A 24139-nucleotide genomic window follows, 5' to 3' on the forward strand; every position below is an offset into this window, starting at 1 on the left:
TCGCGTGCCCGCCACTGGACCCCGTACGGGGGCCCGAGGGCCGGCATCAACTCGTCGACGATTCAACCGAATCGCTCAAGGCCCACCCGAACGCCTCCTTGCCTCGAACGGCAACTGGATGTCGATGAAGAGGGGTTGGCGATATGGGTGCCGCTGACGCGCTCTGCCGCGTCACGGATTGTTCTACTAGCATCACGGAAGGTAAGACACCTGGGGGGCACATGCGCTCGGAAGCACTGGCGGCAATGTGGGCGCGGCTCCGGCAGGTCGAGGAGACCCGCGATCTCTCCTCGGTCCTGCAAGTGGAAGCTGTCCGCCAGGCCCGGGAACTGGCAGATCTTCTCCCCGCGCAGGAGGACTTGGAGATCCGTCTCGTGCTGGGATGGTTCCACTGGTATCGCTCTCGTGCCCTGCCCGCCAGCGAGCAGGATCTGCAGTCCGCTGTTCAGGCATTCACCCCCTGCTTCGTTGCCGGTCTCGATGGTCTGCCGAAGCCGTTGCTGCCCCACCTTGCCGAAGCTGCAGCTTGGCACGCCCACCAGATGCTCGAGCAGGCGCAACTGTCACCGGAGCCGGAGCCGGATCTGCTCTCCGCCACGGTGGACCTGTGGCGACGCATCCTCTTGGCCACCCCCGCCGGCCACCCCGGTCGTGTCGGATACCAGTCCAACCTGGGATCTGCCCTGCGTATGCGGTTCGACCGGGGTGAGGCCGATGCGGACCTGGAGACCGCCATCGACTGTTTCCGGCTGGCGATGAAGGCCACGCCCCTCGGTCACGCGGACCGCGCGGGACTCCTGACCAACCTCGGGATCGCCCTCATGCGTCGATTTGAGCACAGGGGCGGGATGCATGACCTCGATGCTGCCGTCACCCGCCTGCAAGAGGGCGTGGAGGCAAGCCCCCTCGACGACCCCGACCGTGCCATGTATCTGTCCAACCTCGGGGCCGCCTTGCGGGCCCGGTTCGAGCGGACCGGTGTGGCGGCGGATCTGGAGGCCGCCGTCGGCCGCCTCCAAGAGGCCGTGGACACCCCCGCCGGCCACCCCGACCGTGCGGTCGCCCTCTACAGTCTCGGGCTCGCGCTGCAGCGTCGAGCTGAGGAAAATGCTGCGACGGCGGACTTGGACGCCGCAATCGACTGCTTCACCGAGGCAGTGGAGGCCACCGCACCCGCTCATCCTGAACGCGCGGCCCGCCTGTCCAGCCTCGGCATCGCACTGCAGGCCCGGTTCGCACGCAGCGCTGAAGAAACCGACTCGGACACCTCCATCGACTGCTTCGAAAAGGCGGTGAGGTCCGCCCCCGCCGACGACCCCGGCCGTGCGGCCTCTCTCTCCAACCTGGGCACCGCGCTCCAGGGCCGGTTCTCGCGCAGGGGTGAAGAGGCCGACTTGAAGACCTCCGTCGACTGCTTCCGCAAGGCGGTGAACTCCACTCCCGCCAACCACCCGAGCCGCGCGGGCTACCTGTCCCACCTGGGCGCCGCACTGGAGATCCTGTACGAAAGGACCGGCGCCAGGGAGGATCTGCAGGCCGCCATCCAGCACCACCACGAGGCCGTGGCCACCACTCCCACCGACCACCCCGACCGTGGAGCTCGCCTGACCAACCTCGGGACCGCGCTGCAGACCCGTTTCGAGTGGAACGGTGAGGTAGCGGATCTGGACTCTGCCGTCGATCGCCACCGGGATGCGGTGCAGACCACTCCCGTCGACCACCCCGACCGCGCGGCCATGCTGTCGAACCTCGGGATCGCGTTGCAGGCCCGGTTCGAATGGACCGGTGCGGTCGCGGACCTGGAGAACGCCGTCCACTGGCACCAACAGGCCGTCGACACCACCTCCACCGACCACCCGAGCCATGCGAGATACCTGTCCAACCTCGCGGACGCCCGGCGTATTCGATACGAGCGCACGGGTGAGGAGGCGGATCTGCAGACCGCCGTCCAGCTCCAGCAACAGGCCGTGGACACCACCCCCGTCGGCCATCCCGAACGCGCGCCTCGCCTGTCCAACCTCGGGATCTCGCTGCAGGCCAGGTTCGAGCGGCTTGGTGCGCTCACGGATCTTCAGCGGGCTGTCGACCACCTCCGAGAGGCCGTGGACACCACCCCCGGCGACCACCCGAGCCGTGCGATGTATCTGTCCAACCTCGGGACCGCCTTGCAGGCCCGGTACGAACGGACCAGCGCGGCGCAGGACCTGGACATGGCCATCGACCGCTTCCACGAGGCCGTGGACGCCACCCCCGCCGACCATCCCGACCTCGCACCTCGCCAGTCCAACCTCGCGAGCTCGTTGCAGGCCCGGTACGAACGGTCGTGCACGGCGCAGGACTTGACCGCTGCGGTGAACGCCTGGCTGAAGGCGTTGGATGCAGCTTCGGCTGCTCCCTCGATCCGCATCCACGCAGGGATCTCGGCGGCCGGCCTCCTGACCCGGTCCGGTGATGCCCAGCGGGCGGCTGACGTGACGGAGGCAGCAGTCCGGCTGCTGCCTCAGGTGGTGCCACGCCGTTTGGAGCGCGGCGACCAGCAACACGCCATCGGCAGCTTCGCCGGGTTGGCCGGTGCTGCTGCTGCGCGAGCGCTCGCCGCACCGGGCGGGAGCGCGTCCGAGCGCGCGGAACGAGCACTGGGACTGCTGGAGGCGGGCCGTGCGGTGTTGCTCGGTCAGGCGCTGGACACCCGCAGCGACCTGACCGATCTCAGCGAGCACCATCCCGAGCTGGCCCGTCGGTTCGCCGAGCAACGCAAGCAGCTCGACCAGCCCGCAAACGCCCCTGTCTCCACCGGGCCCAGTGATGCCGGCGATTCTCTGAAGTTGCGTCAGGAGCGCACAGCGCGGGACCGGCACCGGCTGGCAGAGGAGTTCAGCGACACCCTGGCCGAAATCCACCGCCTGGGCCGCTTTGCCTCTTTCGGCCTTCCCCCCGCCATCGACGAGCTCATCACCGAGGCCTCCCACGGCCCCGTGGTGGTGTTCAACGTCCATACCGACCGCAGCGACGCCCTGCTCCTCACCACCCACGGCATCACCAGCCTCGCCCTCACGGACCTCGTCCCCCGCACTGTGGTCGACACCGTCAACACCTTCCGGCACGCACTGCATCTGGCCAGGTCGGGAGCAGACCTGGCCGAGCGGGAACAGGCGCAGAAGACACTCCTCGCGGTCCTTCGGTGGCTGTGGGACGCTGCCATGGGCCCTGTGCTGGAAGCCCTCGAACATGACCGCCAGCCCGCGGCCGCGGCAAGCGGGCGTCAGGAGGAACCCTTGCCTCGGGTGTGGTGGGCGCCGGGCGGGCTGCTGGGTCTGCTTCCCTTGCACGCCGCGGGACATCACAGCGATCCGGCCGACGATCCGCACAGGCGTACCGTCATGGACCGGGTGGTCTCCTCATACACCCCGACCGTGCGCGCATTACGGTACGCCCGCGAGCGCGCTTCCCGGCGGGCAGCCGGCACCACCGCTGCCGGGGCCCTGATCGTCGCCATGCCGACCACTCCACAGGTGCCTGGCCGGCTGCACTTCGTCGATGCGGAAGCTGCCATGCTGCAGGCCCGCCTGCCCGACTCCGTACTACTGCGCGAGCCGGACCCCACCGACGCGCCTGCGGATCCCACACCGTCCACGCCGACGAAGGCCAACGTCCTCGCACACCTGCCTCATTGCGCGATCGCCCACTTCGCCTGCCACGGCGCCAGCCACCCCACCGACCCCTCGAAGAGCCTGCTGCTGCTCCACGACCACGACAGCGATCCCCTCACCGTGCAGAGCCTCGCCCCGGTGGCTCTCGACCAGGCCAAGTTGGCGTACCTCTCTGCCTGCCGCACCGCGGCCATCGACACCACCAGCCTGCTGGACGAGGCCATTCACCTCGCCTCCGCCTTCCAACTCGCCGGCTTTCCGCACGTGATCGGCACCCTGTGGGGAATCGACGACAGGATCGCCGTCCGCATCGCCGAAGCGTTCTACGAGGGTCTGAAGTCCGACTCCACAGCGCTGGACCCCGACCGGTCGGCCCGCGCTCTCCATGAGGCCGTACGGCGCGTACGAGACGGCCACGACCTGCCACCCGGCTATGACCGGCGACAGGCACCCTCCGTGTGGGCGGCGCATCTCCACGCCGGAGCCTGAAACCCAGTTGTCGCAGAAGGCCACCCTCGAATCGTCCCAACCCCAAGGCACCTCGTACTCGCCGAACAGGCTCGTGACCTTTCCGGACTGGATCGCGGGGCCCGAGTCCCGCGCCTCCGCTCGCAACTGTGCCGCACCCTGGTCGGCTCTTTCCCGCCGGCCGGTGGGATCAGGCCACAACTGCCAGCGATCCGCGGCGGGTCAGGAGGAATGATCAGCCCGGCATCTACGTCCGGTACGGGGACTGTCCGATGTCGTTCGGCTCCAGCAGATCCCACTCCGTGATGTAGACGGCGGAAGTTCCGTCGGTCGGAGTTGCGGAAACCGCGACGAAAGCGCCGCTGTCCGCGCTCGTGATCAGCCAGTACTCGCCTTCCATCGCCTCTGGGGAAAGCCCCGCATTCGAGACCCGAGGCCGCTTCCATGGCCGGCACGGGGTTGGATATTCGGTGTTCTCCCCGCCCTATGAGGGCGCAGCATGGTGCGCATGACTTTGGCCACTCCCCTACTGCACACCGCTCGCCTGCGGCTGCGCCCCTTCACCGACGCCGACGCGGACTCCCTCTTCGCGCTGCATAGCAGTGCCCATGTGCTGCGCTACTGGGACTCCGCGCCGTGGAACGACCGGGCCCGTGCGGAGCGCTTCATCGCGATGTGCCGGAAGATGGAGGACGAAGGCACCGGGGCGCGGGTGGCTGTCGACCGTGCTTCTGACGGGGCGTTCGTCGGCTGGTGCGGTCTGACCGGATGGAACCCGGACTACCGCAGCGCGTCGTTGGGCTACGTCCTCGGCGATGCGATGTGGGGCCGCGGCTACGCGACGGAGGCTGCGCACGCCTTGCTGCGGTGGGCATTCGACACGCTGGACCTGAATCGAGTTCAGGCCGAGACCGATACGCGCAACCTGGCATCCGCCCGGGTCCTGGAGAAGATCGGATTCGTACGGGAAGGGACGTTGCGGGAGGACTGCATCGTGAACGGCGAGGTGTCCGACTCGTGGGTGTTCGGGTTGCTCAAGCGGGAGTGGCGGCCGTCGACCGTGCCGATCCCAGCCGCACTCCGATGATCAGGCCGAAGGTGCACGTTCGGCTCTGAGGGGCCGGTCACAGCAACGTGATCCGGCTGCCCGACCACGCTGGGGGAGCGCAGGAGGCGGACCCTACGTAGATTGAAGAGACGAGCTCGTGGCAGGGAACGCGTGTGACACCGGAGATCGACTACACGGCGGTGTTCGCCGCCCTTCCAAGCCCGTGCCTGGTGCTCGGCACGGACCTGGTGATCGCCGATGCCAACGCGGCCTTCTGCGAGGTGACCGGACGGAGCCGGGGCGAGCTGATCGGGCAGTACCTGTTCGACGCCTTCACGGACAACCCCGCCGACCCGGAGGCCGACGGGGTGTCGACGCTGAAGGCCTCGCTGCACCGCGTCCTGGCCTCCGGCCAGGCGGATCACATGGCGTTGCAGAAGTACGACATCCCGATCGCCGACGACCCCGAGGTCTTCAAGGAGCGGTGGTGGACCGCGATCAACGTGCCCGTCCTCGGCCCGGACGGACAGGTCGCATGGATCATCCACCGGTCCGAGGACATGACCGACCTCGTCCTCGCCCGCCGCACTTCGCACCTGCCGCCGGTCAGCCCCGGCCGGGAGGCGGCCATGGAGGCCGAGCTGTACGCCCGGGCGCGGCAGCTGCAGAAGCTGAACGAGGAACTGCGGCAGGCCCACGCCCGTGAACGGCGCGTCGCCGTCGCCCTGCAAGAAGCCATGCTCCACACTCCGGACCTGGCGCAGCACCCGGACGTCGCCGTGCGTTACCTGCCCGCAGTCGGAGCCCTGAACGTGTGCGGCGACTGGTACGACGTGGTCGACCTGCCCGCGGGCCGCTTCACCGTCGCGGTCGGCGATGTGGTCGGCCACGGATTGACGGCCGCCACTGTCATGGGCATGCTCCGCAGCGCCCTGAGCGCCGCCACCCGCACCGTCCCCGGCCCCGCCCAGGCCCTGGAAGCCCTGGGGCTGTACGCCCGCTCGATCGAGGGAGCACTGGCCGCCACCAGCGTCCAGGTCCTGGTCGACTGTCACAGCAAACTGCTGATCTACAGCAGCGCCGGCCACCCCCCGCCCGTCCTGCTGCACCCGGACGGCACCTGCGAAATGCTCGACCAGGCCACCGACCCACCGCTGGGCGCCCGCCCCGAACATGTTCCCCGCCCCCAGGCCACGTCGACCTACGCCCCCGGCGACACCCTCATCCTCTACACCGACGGCCTGATCGAACGCCGCGGTGAGGACATCGACGCCGGCCTGAGCCGACTCACCTCCACGCTCGCCACCTGCACCGAGTTCAGCGCGGAACACCTCGCCGACGCCCTCCTCGCCCGCCTCGGCCTCGCCAGCGGGGCGATCGACGACATCGCCATGGTCGTCGTCCGCCTGGGCTTCACGCCTCAGCCGTCGTGATCGCCCCCAGACAAGTTCCGACGGCCAGGGGCCCGTGCGTCGTCGACCAGGGCCGCGCGGTGCCGTGTCTGATCCCTGGCCCCCAGCCCGACCTGGGCCAGGGGCCTGCGCGCCCGGATCTCCCGTGGGTCAGGGCAGCGGGCGGAGGAAGGTCAGCACGGAGGCGTCCTCCTCGATGAGCGGGGTGAGCGCGGCGTTGAACGGGCCGCCGTAGGGGGCGTTCAGATGGGCTTGGAAGGCGTCCTCGTCGTGGTACACCTCGAAGATCCAGAAGGCGCGTGGTCGCGCTTCCTTGGTGTACACGTCGAAGGCGAGGTTGCCGTCCTCCTTGCGCACCTGATGGGCGTAGTCCCGCAGCAGGCGGGCGACTTCGGCCTCGGCGCCCTCGCGGGCGGTGAACTCGGCGAGCAGGGTCTTGTGCACTGTGGGGTGCCCTTCGTGGTCGGGGGTCAGTCCCGGTAGGAGCCGAGGTGCCAGACGCGGGCCTGGTCGAGCCGGGCCGAGCCGTTCTCGGCGAAGATCTGCACCCCCTGGCTGTCGGGGTCGGGGAAGATCTGGTCGGTGATGACGGCCTCGCCGTTGCCGCCGAAGACCTCGACGGAGGAGCGGTCGACGAGGATGCGCAGCTTCACCTTGCCGTCCTTGGGCTGCAACGGCGCCCGCTGCACGCCGGGGAAGGTGCTGTGGAAGTCCACGGCGCCGGAGTGGGTGCGGTCGACGTACAGCTCCCGTGTCGTGGCGTCGTAGCCGATGACGGTCTGCTCTCCCCCGGCGCCGGTGCGCACCTTCAGACCGAACCGTTCGGCGTCCTTCAGGGAGAAGGTGGCCTCGATGTCGAGTGCCTGGCCCGTGACGGCGGGGGCGGTCAGCGGCTGGGAGGTGTTCGTGACGGTCACGCCGGCGGCGCTCGCCGGGACGCTCTCGCGCAGGGAGGTCAGGCTCTTCACGGGGCTGCTGGTCAGCCGGATCCTGCCGTCGACGGTACGCAGGGCCATCTCCCGGGGCACGGTCTGCGCGCCGCGCCAGGGTGTGGTGGGGGTGGCGCCGGCGTAGTCCCAGTTGTTCATCCAGCCGATCATGTAGCGCTTGCCACCGGGCGCGTTCTCCCAGGAGACGGCCGCGTAGTAGTCCTTGCCGTGATCGGCCCAGTCGGCGCGCTGCACGGCGGACTCGGCGGGGGCGTCGGCGGTGGTGAAGCGGTCGGCGAGGATGTGGCCCCAGCCGCCGGTGTTCATGTCGACGATCCGGATCCGGGCCTCCTTGCCGGCGTAGGGGCGCAGGTCGAAGGAGGCCCAGTCCAGCGTCTCGCTGTTGGCCCCGGTGGCGGTGCGGACGACTTGGCCGTCGACGATCAGGTCGACGGACGTGGCATCGGAGACGGGCTGCGCCCGGGTGTCGGACAGCACGATGTGGTCGACGTTGATGTGGCCCCAGCCGCCGGTGTTGTCGTCGACGATCCTGATCCGCGCCTTGCGTCCGGCGAGGTCGCGGACGTCCCAGGCGGCCCAGTTCAGGGCCTCGGTGTCCGTGCCGGTGGCGCTGCGCACGACCTTGCCGTCGACGAGGAGTTCGACGGCGGTGCGGTCGGCGTAGGCGGCGGGGTGCGTGCCGCCGCCGATGAGGAAGTCGATGTAGGGCTTGTCGAGGGTGAACTCGGGCGAGGTGAGCGTGCCGGTGGTCGAGTCGCCCTGGAGGAAGGTGTTGACGAGGCCGTCGCCCAGATAGCCGGAGACCTGTTGCTGTCCGGCGAGGGTGCCGGTGGCCGGTGCGGTGCCGAAGGCGTCGCCGGTCGCCGTCCAGTCGCCGTAGCTGCCGCTCTCGAAGTCCGCGAGGACGGTTCCCTCGGGCACGGGTCCGCGGTCCAGGACGGTTCCGTCGGTGTGTCCGTGGCGTCCGCCGCCGACCTTGAAGTTGAGGTAGGGGCGGTCGACGGTGAAGGGGGGCGAGGTGAGGGTGCCGGTGGCCGCGTCTCCGGCGTGGAAGCTGTTGGCCAGGCCGTTGCCGTCGAAGCCGCCGACGGTGCCCTGCCCGTCCAGCGCTCCGCCGGCCGGGCCCGGGCCGAACGCGGTGCCGGTGGTCGTCCAGGTGCCGAAGTCGGTGCTCTCGAAGTCCTGGACGACCGTGCCGGCGGGAGGGGTGTAGGTGCCCTTGTCCTCGGCGGTGAATTTCTTGCCGTCGAAGTCGCCGACGAAGTACTGGGCGGCCGAACCGCCCGCGATGCCGCCGGGGTTGATGTTGACGACCAGGACCCATTTGACGTTGTTCTCGTCCCCGTCGACGGGAAGGGGGAACAGGTCGGGGCACTCCCACACGCCGCCCGTCGCGCCCTCAGGTCCGAACTCGCTCAGCGGGTTCCAGTCCTTGAGGTTCTTGGACGAGTAGAACCGCACCTTGTGCTCGGTGGACAGGGAGACCGTCATCAGCCAGCTTCTGGTGGGCGCGTACCACTGGACCTTGGGGTCGCGGAACTCCGTCGAGCCGATGTCGAGGACGGGGTTGCCGGGGTACTTGGTCCAGGTGCGGCCGCGGTCGGTGCTGTACGCGAGCGACTGGGCCTGCCGGCCGGTGGACTTGTGGTGACTGGTGTAGATCGCCACCATCGGCGGGTTCTTGCGGGTGCCGAAGCCGGTGGTGTTGTCGCGGTCGACCACCGCGCTGCCGGAGAACACCATCTCCTCGGCGTCGTGCGGCAGGGCGAGCGGCAGTTCCTGCCAGTGCACGAGGTCTTTGCTCACCGCGTGGCCCCAGGACATGTTCCCCCAGGAGTTGCCGTCCGGGTTGTACTGGTAGAAGAGGTGGTACTCGCCGTCGTGGTAGACGAGGCCGTTGGGGTCGTTCATCCAGTTCGCCTGCGGTGTGAAGTGGAACTGGGGCCGGTAGGTCTCGGTGTACGGCGGGGTGTCTGCGGCTACGGCCCGGGGCGCGAGCGGGGTGGCGGACAGGGCGCAGACGGTCGCCACCGCCGCGATCAGCCGGGTGCGGGCCTGGCGGGGTGCGTGAACAGGGCTCATGGTGCCTCGTCTCCTGACTGTCGGTGCCGTCGTCCCACGGCATCGACAAGGGGTGTCATCGTTGACTTGTGTCATCGATGACATCGAGTGGCCCGATGATGGGGGCAATCCGGCCAGGGCGTCAACGCCCGTGGCGCGCTGACCCCGGCCAGGCCCGCACGGAAGCCCCACCTCAGGTCAAGTCGGGCGGGACGTTGCCGATTTGTGACAGGGGGAAGGCATTGACGTTGCCGCACGGACCCGTACATCATCCTCGGCAAGCAGTGTCAACGATGACATAAGTCAACGATGACACCTCGGGGCGGCACGCACCGCTGCCGACCGCGCCCTTCGCAATCCCGCAGGAGTCGTTCATGTCTCGCATCCCTCGCCCGCACCTTTCCCTGCTGAAGGCCGCCGCCTGCACGGGCCTCGCGGCCCTCACCCTGACGGCCTGCGGATCCGGCTCCGGATCGGACTCGGCCGACGGCTCGGGCGGCGTCAAGGTCGGCCTGATCACCAAGACCGACACCAACCCGTTCTTCGTGAAGATGAAGGAGGGTGCCGAGCAGGCCGCCAAGGAGAACGGCGCCGAACTCGTCACCGCCGCGGGCAAGTTCGACGGCGACAACGCCGGTCAGGTCACCGCGATCGAGAACATGGTCGCCTCGGGCGTGAAGGGCATCCTGATCACCCCCAGCGACTCCAAGGCGATCGTGCCCGCCATCGAGAAGGCCCGCGCCAAGGGCGTGCTGGTCATCGCCCTGGACACCCCGACCGAGCCGGACAGCGCGGTCGACGCTCTCTTCGCCACCGACAACCTCAGGGCCGGCGAGCTGATCGGCCAGTACGCCAAGGCCGCCATGAAGGGCAGGACGCCCAAGATCGCCACCCTCGACCTGGCGCCGGGCGTCTCCGTCGGGGTCCAGCGGCACGACGGCTTCCTGAAGGGCTTCGGCATCGACGACAAGGACCCGGCGGTGGTCTGCTCCCAGGACACGGGCGGCGACCAGGCCAAGGGCCAGACGGCCATGGAGAACTGCCTCCAGAAGGAGCCCGGGATCAACGTCGTCTACACCATCAACGAACCCGCCGCCCTCGGCGCCTACACCGCCCTCAAGGCCAAGGGCCGGGAGAAGGACGTCCTGATCGTGTCCGTCGACGGCGGCTGCACGGGAACCCGGGCGGTCAAGGACGGAAAGATCGCCGCCACCTCCCAGCAGTACCCGCTGAAGATGGCCGCCCAAGGCGTCGAGGCCGTCGTGACGTACGCCAAGGACGGCAAGAAGGCGTCCGGTTACACCGACACCGGCGTCACCCTCGTCACCGACAAGGCACAGAACGGGATCACGTCCGAGGACACCGCGTACGGCCTGGACAACTGCTGGGGCTGATCGCCCCGGGCTCCGCCGGACCCGTCCACCCGCAAGCCGGCGGCCCGCTCCCGCCTTCCCGACCCGAGCGGGCCGCCCTCCCACCTTTCGTCAAGGACCTCGCATGACCGCCACGTCCACGCCACCGTCCACGACCAGGCCGTACGCCGGGCTCAGCGCACCGACCGCGGCCCGCAGACTGCTCACGGCACCGACCACCGGCCCGCTGGTCGCCCTCCTGCTGGCCTGCGTCTTCTTCGCCCTGTCCACCGACCAGTTCCTCACCGGCGGGAACTTCTCGCTGATCGTGCAGCAGGTCATGGTGGTCGGCACCCTCGCCATCGGACAGACCCTGATCATCCTCACGGCGGGCATCGACCTGTCGTGCGGGGCGGTCATGGCGTTCGGCAGCATCATGATCGCCAAGATGGCCGCCGAGGGCTCCCTGCCGCCGCTCCTCGCCATCGCGCTGGGCCTCGCCGTCTGCGGCGGCTTCGGCCTGATCAACGGGCTGCTGGTGCAGAAGATCCCGCTGCCGCCGTTCATCGTCACCCTCGGCATGCTCAACGTGGCGTTCGCGCTGACCCACATCTACTCCGAGGAGCAGACGGTCACCGATCTGCCCGGCCCGCTGACAGCCCTCGGACAGACGTTCCCGCTCGGCAACACCGACATCACCTACGGCTCCCTGGTCACCATCGCCCTGTTCCTCCTCCTCGCGTACGCCCTGAGCGGCACCGCCTGGGGCAAGCACGTCTACGCCCTCGGCAACAGCCCGGAGGCGGCACGCCTCAACGGCATCCGCACCTCCCGGCTGACCATCGGCGTCTACACCGTGGCCGGCCTGGTGTACGGCGTCGCCGCCGTGCTGCTCATCTCCCGCACCGGGGTCGGCGACCCGCAGGCGGGGCAGACCGACAACCTCGACAGCATCACCGCCGTGGTCCTCGGCGGCACCAGCCTCTTCGGCGGACGCGGTTCGGTGCTGGGCACCTTCATCGGCGTCCTCATCGTCGGTGTGTTCCGCAACGGACTTCAGCTGATGGGCGTCGCCTCCATCTACCAGACCCTGATCACCGGCGTCCTGGTGATCCTCGCGGTGACCGTCGACCAGATCTCCCGGAAGAAGGCCCGATGACCGCCACCACGTCCACCACGCCCGTCCTTCAGGCCCGCGGTCTGGTCAAGCGCTACGGACATGTCACCGCCATCGACGGCGCCGACTTCGACCTGCTGCCCGGCGAGGTCCTCGCGGTCATCGGCGACAACGGCGCCGGCAAGACCAGCCTGATCAAGGCCCTCACCGGCGCCCTGGCGCCCGACGCGGGCGAGATACGGCTGAACGGCGAGCCCATCCGGTTCTCCGGCCCGCAGAGCGCCCGCGCCCATGGCATCGAGACGGTCTACCAGGACCTGGCGGTGGCCGCCTCCATGGACATCGCCTCGAACATGTTCCTCGGCCGTGAACTGCGCCGGCCCGGCGTCCTCGGCAGCGTGTTCCGCATGCTCGACAAGAAGCGCATGCGGCAGGAGGCCGCCGAGCACATGGCCGACCTGAAGATCGGACTGCGCTCACTCACCCAGGCCGTCGAGACGCTCTCCGGCGGTCAGCGCCAAGCCGTGGCGGTCGCCCGCTCCGTCGCCTGGGCCCGCAGCGTCGTCGTCATGGACGAGCCCACCGCCGCCCTCGGCGTCAGGGAGTCGGGCCAGGTCCTCGATCTCATCCGCCGCGTACGCGACAAGGGCATGCCGGTCGTCCTCATCAGTCACAACATGCCCCATGTCTTCGAGATCGCCGACCGCATCCACGTCCACCGGCTCGGCCGGCGGGCCGCCCTGCTCAAGCCGTCCGACCACTCGATGGCGGAGGTCGTCGCGATCATGACCGGCGCGCTGACCGTGGACGAGGCCGGAGGTACTGTCGTAGCGGACTCCGAGGCCGCGAAGGCAGCCGGGGTCCAGGCCATCTGACGTACGACCGAATCAACTCACAGGTTCCCGGCCGAGGCCGCGGCCGGAACCGACGAGCACAGGAGACGGCTTCCTCCATGGCAGCGAACCGCCGCCCCACGCTGGCCGATGTCGCACGCGAAGTGGGCGTCAGCGCCAAGACGGTCTCCCGCGTCCTCAACGAGGACGGACCCGCCTCGGCCCGGACCAGGGAACAGGTTCTCGCAGCCGTCGCCAAACTCGGGTTCCAGCCCAACCTCATGGCCCGCAACATCCGCGTCGGCGGACCGGACACCACCATCGGACTGGTCGTCCCGGACCTGGGCAACCCCTTCTTCGGGGCCGTGGCCGGCAGCATCGAGGACACCGTCCGCGAACGCGGACTCATCCTGCTCATGGGATCCTCCGCCGACGATCCCGAGCGTGAGCGCGCCCTGACCGACAAGTTCCTCGCCCGCCGGGTGAGCGTGCTGATGGTCGTGCCGTCCGTCGGCGCCGACCACTCCCACCTCAAGACCCACCGCGCAGCCGGGCTCCCCGTGGTCTTCATCGACCGTCCGGGCACGGGCCTGTCCGCGGACAGCGTCGTCAGCTCCAACCGCGCGGGCGCTCACGACGGCGTGGCCCATCTGCTCGCCCAGGGTCACCGGCGCATCGGCTTCATCGGCGACCTGCCCAGCAACCTCTACACCCGGCGCGAGCGCCTCGCCGGATACCGGGCGGCCCTCCAGGACGCCGGTGTCCCCTACGACCGTTCCCTGGTCACCAACGCCCATGACCAGCACGCCGCTTCCGACGCCACCGCCCAACTCCTCGGTCTGGCAGACCCGCCGACCGCGCTGTTCGCGGGCAACAACATCGTCGCGCTCGGCATCGTCACCGAACTCGCCCGCAGCAAGCGCAAGGACGTCGCCGTCGTCGCCTTCGACGACGTGGCCCTCGCCGAGGCGCTCGAGCCCGCCCTGACCGTCGTCGCCCAGGATCCCGCCGAGATCGGCAGGGCCGCCGCGACCGCCGCGCTCGCCCGCCTCGACGGCGACCGGTCGCGCGCCCGCACCCTCACCGTCCCGACCCGGCTGATCGTGCGGGGCTCGGGAGAATGCCGCCCGGCCCCGACCGCCTGACCAGAAGCGGGCCGCCGCCGGGCAGGCGAGCAGGCCATCAGTGAACAGTTCGGGCATCACAAGCTCACCGGCGACCAGTCACCACCTACGCCGAAGCCGTCCGCGCTCCTTTTGACCGGCGCGGCGTCGCGGATCGGTGGCGGCCTGCCGAGACCTTCTGGCAGGCCGCTGCTCATGCGTCCGAACACGGGACGGGGCCGCATGGGCCGCCTGCCGGCCGGTCGCACGGTGGTGCGCCGGCGTCGTCCGCCTTGCCGCTTCCGACATGCTGCCGCATCGGACTGCTGACCAGCTCCCCTCGAACAGGCGCAGGGCGCCAAGCTCTCCATGCTCGACGCCCCCGGCCGACCCGGTCACTCAATGAATCCCTGTCAGAAACATTGCAAGGCAATGTGACATGTGCCATTTTACAGCGCAGCCCGTCGCGAGACGGGACCCCAACTCCCCTTCCAGGAGCACACCTTGCGCCCTATGGCCGTCGCCACCGCCCTGCTGATAGCCGCCGTCGCCGCCTCTCCCGCGCAGGCATCCCAGGCCTCCCAGGCCGACCCCAAGCCCGACCACGTCTTCGCGGACCCGGGCCGGCGCCCGGCCCACGGCAACGTCAAGGGCGCTCCCGGCGCGCCCGGCACCAATGGCGGCAGGCTGGAATCACGCATCCTGCCAGTCGTCCACAACTGCAGCCCGTCGCTGCGGATCCGTGCCCAGGAGATGACCACCGACCAACTGACGGCGACCTGCGCGAGCCTGGCCAACCAGGACGCGTACTTCCACAGCGTGGTCAAGGACTCGGGGCCGGTGGCGAACGACTACAACACCACGCTGGAGGTCGATGTCTTCAACTCGAGCGCCGACTACAAGACTTACGCGGGGAGGATCTACGGCATCGACACCAACAACGGCGGCATGTACCTGGAGGGGGACCCCGCGAAGACGGGCAACCAGCCGCGGTTCATCTGCTACGAGCGCACCGATGTGAGCCCCGGCTGGCAGATCTGGAACCTCAACCACGAGTACACGCACTACCTCGACGGCCGCTTCGACCTGTACGGCGACTTCGACGCCAGCCAGACCACCCCCACCGTGTGGTGGGGCGAGGGCATCGCGGAGTACATCTCCTACTCCTACCGCGGCGTCACCTACAGCAGCGCGCTGGCCGAGGCCGGCAAGCACACGTACTCCCTGCGCACCCTGTTCGACACGACCTACGCCAACAGTGACGTCAACCGCACCTACAACTGGGGCTACCTCGCCGCCCGCTACATGGTCGAGCGGCACCCGGCCGACGTCGCCACCCTGCTCGGCCACTACCGCACCGGAAACTGGACCGCCGCCCGTTCCTTCCTCACCTCGCTGGACTACGAGAGCGACTGGAACGCCTGGCTGACGGCCGTGGCGGCGGGCGCCTGAGCCATACGCCTCCTACGGCCCGACTCCCCCGCACATCACCCAGTCCGACGGGGGTTCCGCACGGCCCTGGCGGGCGGGGCTGCGTACGAGGATCGCTCAGCTGCGGGCGTCGACGGGGTCGTCGGGTTTGAAGGTACGGCGGTAGGCGGCGGGTGAGATGCCGAAGGCGGTTCGCATGTGCGTGCGCAGCGAGTTCGCGGAGCCGAAGCCGGCCCGGTGCGCGACCAGGTCGATCGGCAGGTCGGTGGTCTCCAGCAACTGCTTGGCCAGCTCCAGGCGTTGCGCGGTGAGCCACTGCACGGGAGTCATCCCGACCTCGTCGCGGAACCGCCGGGTGAAGGAGCGCAGACTCATCCGGGCGTGCTCGGCGAGCTGGGCGAGGGAGAGCGGCTCACCGAGGTGCTCCAGGGCCCACGCACGGGTGGCGGTGGTTCCGGCCACGGCCGGGTCGGGGACCGGGCGGTCGATGTACTGCGCCTGCCCGCCGTCCCGCCAGGGCGGTACGACGCACACACGGGCGGCCCGGTTGGCGGCGGCGGCTCCATGGTCGCGGCGGATCATGTGCAGGCACAGATCGACGCCGGCGGCGACGCCCGCGGAGGTCAGCACATCGCCGTCGTCGACGAACAGGACCTCCTCGTCGACCTTGACGTAGGGATAGGCGCGGCGGAACTCGGGCGCCAGCTGCCAGTGCGTGGTGGCCGGCCGGCCGTCGAGCAGCCCTGCCGCGGCGAGCACGTAGGAACCGGAACAGATGGACACCAGCCGCGTGCCGGGCCGGATGCCGGCGATGGCAGCGGTGACCTCGGCAGGCAGGGGGCCGCCGCGGCCCAGTTCCGGCATGGCGTGCGTGGGCGGGATGATCACGGTGTCCGAGGCGGCCAGGGCCTCGGGTCCGGCGGCCGGCTGCACGGTGAAACCGGCGTCGGTGAGCACGGGGGCGCCGTCCGCCGTGCAGACGGTGACGTCGTACAGCGGGCGGCCTTCGGCGTCCAGGACGCTGCCGAAGACACGGGAAGGGATGCCGAGCTCGAACGGCGGCACCCCGGGCAGGGCCAGCACGGCGATCCGGTGCGGTGAGGGCCCCTCGGACGCCGGTCCCTGTGTGCTCTTCGTGGCCGGCCGCGCAGTACTCATGGCCAGATCCTGTCACATAGTGGCCAGACGGCCAACACTATGCGGAGCCGGAACAGGCCACTCTGAATTGCGTCGCGCCGGGGTCCTCCCGGCGGCGGAACCGATCGAGACGAAGGCAGAGGCAGAGAGCATGCGTGCGGTGGTCGTGGAGCAGTGGGGCGGACCCGAGAACCTCATCGAGCGCGAGGTCGAGCGGCCGGAGCCGGGACTGAACGAGGTCCTGGTGCGAGTGCACGCGGCCGGCGTGAACCCGGTGGACTGGAAGACCCGCGCCAGCGGAGCCCTGATCGAGTGGGGCGCCGTACCCGTGGTCGGCTGGGACGTGTCCGGCACGGTCGAGGCCGTCGGGCCCGGCGTGGGCGTGTTCCGTCCCGGCGACGAGGTCTTCGGGATGCCGCTGTTCCCGCGCCAGGCGGGCGGTTACGCCGAGTACGTCGTGGCTCCGGCCCGGCACCTCGCTCCGAAGCCGGCGGGGCTGACGCACGTGGAGGCGGCCGCGCTGCCCCTGGCCGCGCTGACCGCCTGGCAGGCCCTGGTGGACGCGGCGGACCTGCGTCCCGGTGAGCGGGTGCTGATCCATGCAGCGGCCGGAGGGGTCGGCCACCTCGCGGTGCAGATCGCCAAGGCCCGCGGCGCGCACGTCATCGGCACGGCCAGCGCCGGCAAGCACGACCTGGTGCGGCAGCTGGGTGCGGACGAGGTGATCGACTACCGCTCGGTCCGGTTCGAGGACGTCCTGACCGACATCGACGTCGTCCTCGACGGGCTCGGCGGCGAAACGGCCGAGCGGTCCCTGAAGGTGCTCCGGTCCGGCGGCCGGTTGATCACCCTGCCCGGCCCGGACGACGTCCCCGCGGCCCAGGACGGGGTGCGGGCGATGTGGGTCCTGGTCGAGCCGGACCACCTCGGCCTGCGAGAGATCACCGCGCTCGTGGAGCAGGGCGCCGTGAAGCCGGTCGTCGAGACCGTCCTGCCGCTGGCTCAGGCCGCCGAGGCACACGAACTCGGCGAGCAGGGCCGTACCACCGGCAAGATCGTCCTGACGGTCGCCTGACCCGCGGCCGGCCGGCACGGCATGTGTCGCCATGGCGGCGGATCGCCGCGGTTGTGCGAGGCGGTCCGCCCAGAGGACGTATCTCTGCCGCTGGGTGACGTCGGGGCGGGCCGGCAGAGCGATGCGCACGCGCCCCGGTGCGATCCGGGTGATCGCACCGGGACCTTGGTGGCCCGTCGGCCCCTGCCGGAAGAAGCCGTCCCGGACGCGCCGGCGGATCTCGCGCCTCGCCTGCTCCGGGTGGGACCGGTCCGGTTCCCTTCGGGCCGGTGGGCCTGTCACCCCGTGCCGGGGAGCGACGAGGCGTCCCGGAAGGCTCTGAGCGCCTGCTTGCGGCTGACTCCGAGCCGGGCGAGGACCTCTTCCTTCACCAGGCCCGCCGCGCGCAACTCGACGCACCGGCGGGCCAGTTGGAGCCGTTCCGGGTGGTCCTCGGGCGCTTCGTGGAACAACCCGTCCTTGAGCAGCTCGTCCACCGTGTCGGCGGACCGCCCCATGGCCCGGGCGATCTGCGCTCTGGCCAGTCCCGATCTCTTGAGCGAGACAGCCTGCGCGGCCTGTCGGCGGCGCTCGGACTGCAGGTCCTGCGTCCGCGTGGCGGGGACGCCTGCCGCGTCGCGGGCGCGGGACAGGGCGCTCTCCGCCTGCTTGTGGGTCAGGCCGAGTTCGGCGGCGATGTCCGCGACCCGACGGCCCTCCCGCTGAAGCTCCAGCGCCCGCCGGTCCTCTTCCCTGCGCAGGTCGCGCGCATGCTCCCGCTCGCCCTGCCGCCGCCGTGCGATCTCGTCCTTGAAGGTGTGCAGCAGCCGGGATCTGATGTGGCGGGCATGGCGCAGGCGCTCCTGTTCCGCCCTCATCTGCTCGCGGACGAAGTAGCCGTACCAGAAGGGCATGCGATCGCTCAGGCTCTCGCTGTCCTTGCTGGTCCCCCACTGGAACGCAGGGTGCTGCGACCGCTTCCTCAGCAGTGCGCGCAGGGCCGATGCGTCGGGGGTGTAGCCGCCGTCCTCGCGCAGCAGGAGGCGCTGCTGCTCGGTGAGGCCGGACATGGCCGCGGCCCATGCGGTGCGCAGTCCGGCGGCCTCCGCCAGGTCCGTCAGGGACGCCCAGTCGTACTTGGGCAGCGTGAGACCGAAGCGGTCCTTGTCGTCGTTCGTCGTCCACCGGTTCGTCGTGGCTTCGACGTACACGGCGAAGCCCGCACGGTTCCAGGCCCGTACGACGTCGTGCCACATCTTCGCCGACACCGCGGGGAGGTACCCGACGCGCTGCCCGTCGACGTCGCAGGCGACCGCCCGCGCGTCCCAAGGGTTGTGGGGCTCGGGCACCAGCTCGGCCTCGACCTTCTGCCCCGCGGGGAACCGGCTCAGCGATTCCTGGAAGTAGTAGGCCCCTGAGGCGTAGAACTCCCCGGACGCCCGGAAGCAGTCGTCGAGCAGCATCCGCCCGGCGGGTCTGACGTACTCGTCAGGACGACGTATGTGGATTCCCACCGTCCTGCCCCTCCTCCGTACCTGTCCCCCGCCCTCCTCCGCGCCTCTGACCTGCGGAGCTCTCGGTGATCATACGCCCGGCAGGAGAGCGCCGGAGGCGGGCCGCTCATGGCTCCGGGTCGTCGAGGGTCGGGTGCAGCTCGGGCCGGGCGTCCCACCAGGCGCGGTGGAACGAGTTGTTGTCCACGTTCGTGAGATAGGCATGGGCGGCCGCCCGGTACAGCAGCTCCGCCTGCCGGGCGGAGACCGCCGCCCGGTTCCACGCGATGCGGATGCGGCCGATGACCGGGTCGCCCACCAGAGGGCGCAGAACCGTGCCCTCGGTGGTCGGAGCGGTCGGCTGGCTCAGTGATATCGCCCGGCCGGCGGCGATCAGGTCGTAGTGCATCTTCCGGTCCGTCACCCGGTGGCGCAGCAGCGGGGTGAAGCCTGCCTTCGCGCAGGCGGCGACCAGGGCCTCGGGGCCGCCGTCGTCGTCCTCCACGAGCATCATCCAGGGCTCGTCGGCCAGTTCCGCCAGGGCGATCCGCTCGCGGCCTGCCAGCGGGTGTGTGGCCGACAGCCGTACGCAGAAGGGTTCCTTGGGGATCAGGGTGCGGGCCGTGATGCCCTGGGGCAACGGCACCTCGTAGTCGTTGACCTCGCCGTACAGCACGGCGTCGTACTTGCCCGCGCCGAGCTGTCTGGTCAGCGTGGTCGCCGAATGCTCCACCGTCACATGGATGTCCTGGTCGGCCAGCACCCGTTCCAGCTCGCCGAGCAGCCGGTCGACGAGGACCAGCAGGATGCAGCCCAGCCGCAGACTCGGGTGCGGGGCGATGGCCCGGGCGCCCGCGGCCAGGGCGTCCATCTCGCCGAGCACCAGACGGGCCTTGCGCAGGACGAACTCCCCCAGCGGGGTGGGCTCCACACCATGCCGGCCGCGCAGGAACAGCTCACCGCCGGCGACCCGTTCGATGCGGCGCAACTGGGCCGACAGCGCGGGCTGGGAGACCCCGAGGCGCTTGGCGGCCCGGCTCAGACTGCCCGCCTCGGCGATCCGGCACACGGCCTCGAGATGCCTCAACTCCAGCTTCATCGGCGCAGAGTACGCGCCTCCGCGCGGCCGCACCATAACCCGCGTGTTATGCAACATCGCATGTCCCGAACCGGCCATGTCCACGCCCATACTCGCCGCAACGATCCGCCTCCCCACCCTGAACGGAGCAGACGTTGCACCCCACCAGAGTCACCGCCGCCGTGGCTGCCCTGGCGCTCTCGGCGAGCCTCGCGGCCGCCCTCGCCGGGCCCGCCGCCGCGGTCCCGCAGGACCGGCCCGTGCCGCCACCCGGCAACGGCAGGTCCCTCGCACTCGCCGCTGCCGACAACGCCGCGGACAGCGGCCTCGACGAGCTGCGCCACGGCGCCGACGAGAACCTCGTACGGACGTCCGTCACTCCCTGGTCGAACGGGCTGTACTTCTCGGCGTACGAGCGCACCTACAAGGGCGTTCCGGTCGTCGGCGGCGACGCCGTCGTACTGAGCGACTCCACCGGAAAGGTCCGTGAGGTCACCGGCGCCCCCGCCCCGGTCCTGCGGCTGTCCACCCGGGCCGCGGTCACGGCACGGGCCGCGCGCGCCACCGCGCGGGGACAGCTCGCCTCGGTGGAGAGCGCGAGCGCCCCCGAACTCACCGTGCTCCTCAAGGCCGGCAAGCCGGTCCTCGCCTGGCACACCCTCGTCGTCGGCCGCACCGCGAGGAACGCGCCCAGCTCGCTCGACACTTATGTCGACGCCCGCACGGGCCGTGTCGCGCAGGCCACCGAGAAGGTCCGGCACGCCGACGGCCGCGGCTACCACAACGGCACCGTCACCATCGACACCGCCGCCACCTCCATGACCGACCCGAACCGCTCCGGCTTCCGCTGCGGCGGCCAGAACGGCAGCGCCTACACAGGCTCCTCCCCCTGGGGCAACGGCGGCGCCAACGACCTCGTCACCGCCTGCGTCGACATCATGTACGCCGCCCAGCGCGAGTCCGACATGCTCAAGTCGTGGTTCGGCTACAACGGCATCAACGGCCAGGGCGGCATGGTCCCGGCCCGCGCCGGACTCGCCGAGGTGAACGCGTACTACGACGGCACGAAGACCACGTACGGCCGCAACCAGAACGGCACCAACCAGCTCACCGGCATCGACGTCGTGGCCCACGAGTACGGCCACGAGATATTCGACCGGACCCCGGGCGGCACCGGCTCGTCCAACGAGAACGGCGGCATGAACGAGTCCACCGGGGATATCTTCGGCGCGCTCACCGAGCACTACGCCGACAACCCCAACGACACCCCGGACTACACCGTCGGCGAGAAACTGAACTTCCTCGGTGACAACAGGCCCATCCGGTACATGTACAACCCGTCGCTGCACAACAACGACCCCAACTGCTATACGCAGTTGACCTCCAACACCGAGGTGCACGCCGCGGCCGGCCCGCAGAACCACTGGTTCTACCTGCTCGCCGAGGGCTCCAACCCGGGCGGCGGCAAGCCCAGCAGCCCCATATGTTCGGGCGGTCCCGCGTCCGTCACCGGCATCGGCATCCAGAAGGCCGGCAAGATCTTCATGGGCGCCCTGCTGATGAAGACCTCCTCCTGGAACCACCTCGCCGCCCGCAGGGCGACCCTGACCAGCGCCAAGAACACGTACGGCAGCGCCGAGTGCAATGCGGTGAAGGCGGCCTGGAACGCGATCGGCGTGCCCGCCCAGTCCGGTGAGACCGACTGCGGCGGCACCACCACCCCGGACTTCTCGCTCGCCCTGAACCCGTCATCGGGTTCGGCCCAGCAGGGCGCCTCCGTCACCGCCACCGTGAACACCAGCACCACCGGCGGCAGCGCGCAGACCGTCCAGCTCTCCGCGAGCGGCGCCCCGAGCGGCATCACCGTGTCCTTCAGCCCCTCCTCGGTCACCTCCGGCAACTCCTCCACGATGACCGTGCAGGTCGCCTCGGGCACCGCCGACGGCACCTACCCGATCACCGTCACCGGCACCGGCTCCGCCACCCACACGGTCACCTACCAGCTGACCGTCGGCACCAACACCCCACCGGCCGGCTGTGAGAACGCCGAGTACACCTACGAGGGCACCCTGGCCTCCGGCCAGCGGGCCGCCCAACCGGACGGCACGTACTACTACTCGGCGACCTCCGGCACCCACACAGGCTGCCTGCGCGGCCCGGCCGGCACCGACTTCGACCTCTACCTCCAGAAGTGGAACGGGGCGAGCTGGGTGGACGTGGCCGTGGACGGCGACGCCACCTCCGAAGAGGACCTCAGCTACACCGGCACCGCGGGCTACTACCGCTACATCGTCCACGCCTACAGCGGCTCCGGCGCGTACACGCTGGGCCTGAGCGCCCCCTGACGGGAGATTGAACGCCTCAGGACGGGTACCTGACTCCCCCGCCCTGAGGGCGAGAGCCGCGCGGGAGGAGGGGAGCCGCGCGCGGTACCGGGGCCGGACCGCCGACCATCCGTCGGCGGCCCGGTCCCTTCGCGTGCCCTGGCGATCGTCGGAGTGCACGTGCACGTTGTGGTGGTCAACGCCCGCCACATCACTCGTGCTCCGCACCTACCCCCCGAAGCCGTTGACCGACGCCACGTCACCGGCGTCATGACCCGCAACACCGGTCAGCAGTCGTTCGCCACCGGTCTGTCCTCGAGGCGGTCCGCCAGCCAGTCGACCGTGGCCGGGGCGGCTGCGTAGAAGGTGGCGATGTGGGTGGGCACCAGGTACGCGTCCCAGTCGACGGAGGCGCCGAGTTCGCAGAGCCGGTCCTTCAGTTCGGTGCCGGCCCGGTAGGGGATGACGTCGTCCAGGCGTGAGTGGTACAGCCGCACCGGCACCGCTGGACGGTGCTGTCCGGCCCGTTGTTCGGTGAGCCGGCCGCGCCAGTCGGCCCGCGTGAACGGGTCTTCGGTGGTCAACCGGTCCCAGCTGTGCAGCCCGTACTTGGCGGCGATCTGCAGCGTGCAGTCGTCGGAGATGTCGGCCAGCAGCTCGCGGCCGTGGTCGGTGAACAGCTCCTCCAGGGGGAGTTCCGGGTATGCGTGCTTCAGGCCGACGGCCGCGGTCAGGCCGAAGCCGAAGGCCGGACTGCCGTCCACGCCCTCCGCGACCACCAGGAGATCTGCGGCGGGCGCTCCGACCGAGGCGCCGCGCACGTCCAGCTCCGGTGCGTACGTGGGCTGGAGCTCCGCCGCCCAGCTCGCCGCCTGACCACCCTGCGAGTAGCCGGCGATGAGGACCGGTGCGTCGGAGGCGATCCCCGCCTCGGGCAGCCACTGGGCGGCCCGCACCGAGTCCAGTACGGCCTGGCCCTCGGCCCGACCGTTGACGTAGGTGTGCCCGCCGGGGGTGCCGAGACCCTGGTAGTCGGAGACGACGACGGCCCAGCCGCGGTCGAGCATGGACCTGATCACGGTGCTCTCGTACTGGGTGCCGGCGGCCAGTGCCCGCGAGGGGGCACAGCGGTCGCCCAGGCCGTGCGTGCCGATGGCGTGCGCGACCACGGGGCGCGGGCCCGGACCACCGTAGGGAGCGTCGGGGACGAGCACGGTGCCGGAGACGGCGATCCGGCGGCCGGCGGCGTCGGCGGAGCCGTACAGCACCTGCCAGGACCGGACGTCCTGGTCGATGAGGCCGGTCGGCTCGATGCGGAAGTCGGCGGTGCGGTACCGGATCACCTCGCCGGGGTCCGTGGTGAGTTCACCGGGCGGTGGGGTGTAGAAGGCGTCGGAGAGATCACCGCTGTCCACGGCTGCGGCCGGAGCGGTCGTCGCGATCAGGGTGGCGGCCAGCAGCGCGGCGAGTGCGGGCACGGCGGTGCGCAGAAGTCTCATGAGGGTCCTCGGGTGAGTGAGGGCTGACGAGGTCGTGCACCGATGATCAAGCGGACGGTGTGCGGCTGGTGAGGGTGCTGTCCACACGATGTGACGCGTGATCATGTGATCAACGACAATGACATATAC

General features: G+C 70.3%; 15 protein-coding genes and 1 pseudogene. 10 read left to right on the top strand and 6 right to left on the bottom strand.

Features of this window, described 5'->3' with window-relative positions; genetic code table 11:
- Positions 1–221: 221 nt before the first annotated feature.
- The 3 genes from ACIQ6Y_RS20200 (at position 222) to ACIQ6Y_RS20210 (ending at position 6599) form a co-directional block, all read left to right on the top strand.
- Positions 222–4139 (top strand): CHAT domain-containing protein, encoded by a 3918-nt coding sequence (locus tag ACIQ6Y_RS20200; protein WP_404040586.1) that lies wholly within the window; start codon positions 222–224, stop codon positions 4137–4139.
- Positions 4140–4626: 487 nt separating this feature from the next.
- Entirely contained in the window at positions 4627–5205 is a 579-nt protein-coding gene (locus tag ACIQ6Y_RS20205) for a GNAT family N-acetyltransferase (protein ID WP_404040589.1), read from the top strand.
- Between the two features lie 134 nt (positions 5206–5339).
- The gene (locus ACIQ6Y_RS20210) at positions 5340–6599 is read left to right on the top strand and encodes a PP2C family protein-serine/threonine phosphatase (RefSeq protein ID WP_404040592.1); all 1260 of its coding nucleotides are present in this window, start codon (positions 5340–5342) and stop codon (positions 6597–6599) included.
- 129 nt (positions 6600–6728) lie between these two features.
- On the opposite strand, the gene ACIQ6Y_RS20215 is transcribed toward ACIQ6Y_RS20210, so the two are convergent.
- Complete coding sequence (locus ACIQ6Y_RS20215; protein WP_404040594.1) at positions 6729–7022, bottom strand: putative quinol monooxygenase; 294 nt, start codon at positions 7020–7022, stop codon at positions 6729–6731.
- A gap of 26 nt (positions 7023–7048) precedes the next feature.
- Positions 7049–9610: a GH32 C-terminal domain-containing protein gene (locus tag ACIQ6Y_RS20220; RefSeq protein ID WP_404040597.1), complete on the bottom strand. Its 2562-nt coding sequence runs from the start codon at positions 9608–9610 to the stop codon at positions 7049–7051.
- Positions 9611–9963: 353 nt separating this feature from the next.
- On the opposite strand from ACIQ6Y_RS20220, the gene ACIQ6Y_RS20225 reads away from it, so the two are divergent.
- From ACIQ6Y_RS20225 to ACIQ6Y_RS20245, 5 genes and pseudogenes are all read left to right on the top strand, one after another.
- Complete coding sequence (locus ACIQ6Y_RS20225; protein WP_404040599.1) at positions 9964–10983, top strand: sugar ABC transporter substrate-binding protein; 1020 nt, start codon at positions 9964–9966, stop codon at positions 10981–10983.
- Positions 10984–11086: 103 nt separating this feature from the next.
- Positions 11087–12100, top strand: a complete 1014-nt coding sequence (locus ACIQ6Y_RS20230; protein ID WP_404040602.1) for an ABC transporter permease — start codon at positions 11087–11089, stop codon at positions 12098–12100.
- Complete coding sequence (locus tag ACIQ6Y_RS20235; protein WP_404040604.1) at positions 12097–12933, top strand: ATP-binding cassette domain-containing protein; 837 nt, start codon at positions 12097–12099, stop codon at positions 12931–12933. The genes ACIQ6Y_RS20230 and ACIQ6Y_RS20235 overlap by 4 nt, the downstream gene beginning before the upstream one ends.
- 77 nt (positions 12934–13010) lie before the next feature.
- Positions 13011–14036 carry a LacI family DNA-binding transcriptional regulator gene (locus ACIQ6Y_RS20240; protein ID WP_404040607.1) on the top strand — a complete coding sequence of 342 codons (1026 nt, stop codon included), beginning with the start codon at positions 13011–13013 and terminating at the stop codon, positions 14034–14036.
- A gap of 642 nt (positions 14037–14678) precedes the next feature.
- Positions 14679–15440, top strand: a pseudogene (locus ACIQ6Y_RS20245) (collagenase); the annotation flags it as partial.
- A gap of 102 nt (positions 15441–15542) precedes the next feature.
- On the opposite strand, the gene ACIQ6Y_RS20250 reads toward ACIQ6Y_RS20245, so the two are convergent.
- Positions 15543–16583, bottom strand: a complete 1041-nt coding sequence (locus ACIQ6Y_RS20250; protein WP_404040610.1) for a GlxA family transcriptional regulator — start codon at positions 16581–16583, stop codon at positions 15543–15545.
- A gap of 130 nt (positions 16584–16713) precedes the next feature.
- Here ACIQ6Y_RS20250 and ACIQ6Y_RS20255 point away from each other — a divergent pair, with 130 nt between their 5' ends.
- Complete coding sequence (locus ACIQ6Y_RS20255) at positions 16714–17637, top strand: NADP-dependent oxidoreductase (RefSeq protein ID WP_404040613.1); 924 nt, start codon at positions 16714–16716, stop codon at positions 17635–17637.
- Positions 17638–17915: 278 nt separating this feature from the next.
- Here ACIQ6Y_RS20255 and ACIQ6Y_RS20260 read toward each other — a convergent pair whose 3' ends face one another.
- The gene (locus ACIQ6Y_RS20260) at positions 17916–19130 is read right to left on the bottom strand and encodes a hypothetical protein (protein ID WP_404040616.1); all 1215 of its coding nucleotides are present in this window, start codon (positions 19128–19130) and stop codon (positions 17916–17918) included.
- A 106-nt stretch (positions 19131–19236) separates the two neighbouring features.
- A complete protein-coding gene (locus ACIQ6Y_RS20265) occupies positions 19237–20208 on the bottom strand; it encodes a LysR substrate-binding domain-containing protein (protein ID WP_404040620.1) in 972 nt (323 codons plus the stop codon).
- Between the two features lie 134 nt (positions 20209–20342).
- Here ACIQ6Y_RS20265 and ACIQ6Y_RS20270 point away from each other — a divergent pair, with 134 nt between their 5' ends.
- The gene (locus ACIQ6Y_RS20270) at positions 20343–22532 is read left to right on the top strand and encodes a M4 family metallopeptidase (RefSeq protein ID WP_404040623.1); all 2190 of its coding nucleotides are present in this window, start codon (positions 20343–20345) and stop codon (positions 22530–22532) included.
- A 266-nt stretch (positions 22533–22798) separates the two neighbouring features.
- Here ACIQ6Y_RS20270 and ACIQ6Y_RS20275 read toward each other — a convergent pair whose 3' ends face one another.
- Complete coding sequence (locus tag ACIQ6Y_RS20275; RefSeq protein ID WP_404040626.1) at positions 22799–24010, bottom strand: lipase family protein; 1212 nt, start codon at positions 24008–24010, stop codon at positions 22799–22801.
- Positions 24011–24139 lie beyond the last annotated feature (129 nt).

The sequence above is a fragment of the Streptomyces sp. NPDC096205 genome (genome assembly GCF_044763135.1).
GTDB lineage: Bacteria > Actinomycetota > Actinomycetes > Streptomycetales > Streptomycetaceae > Streptomyces.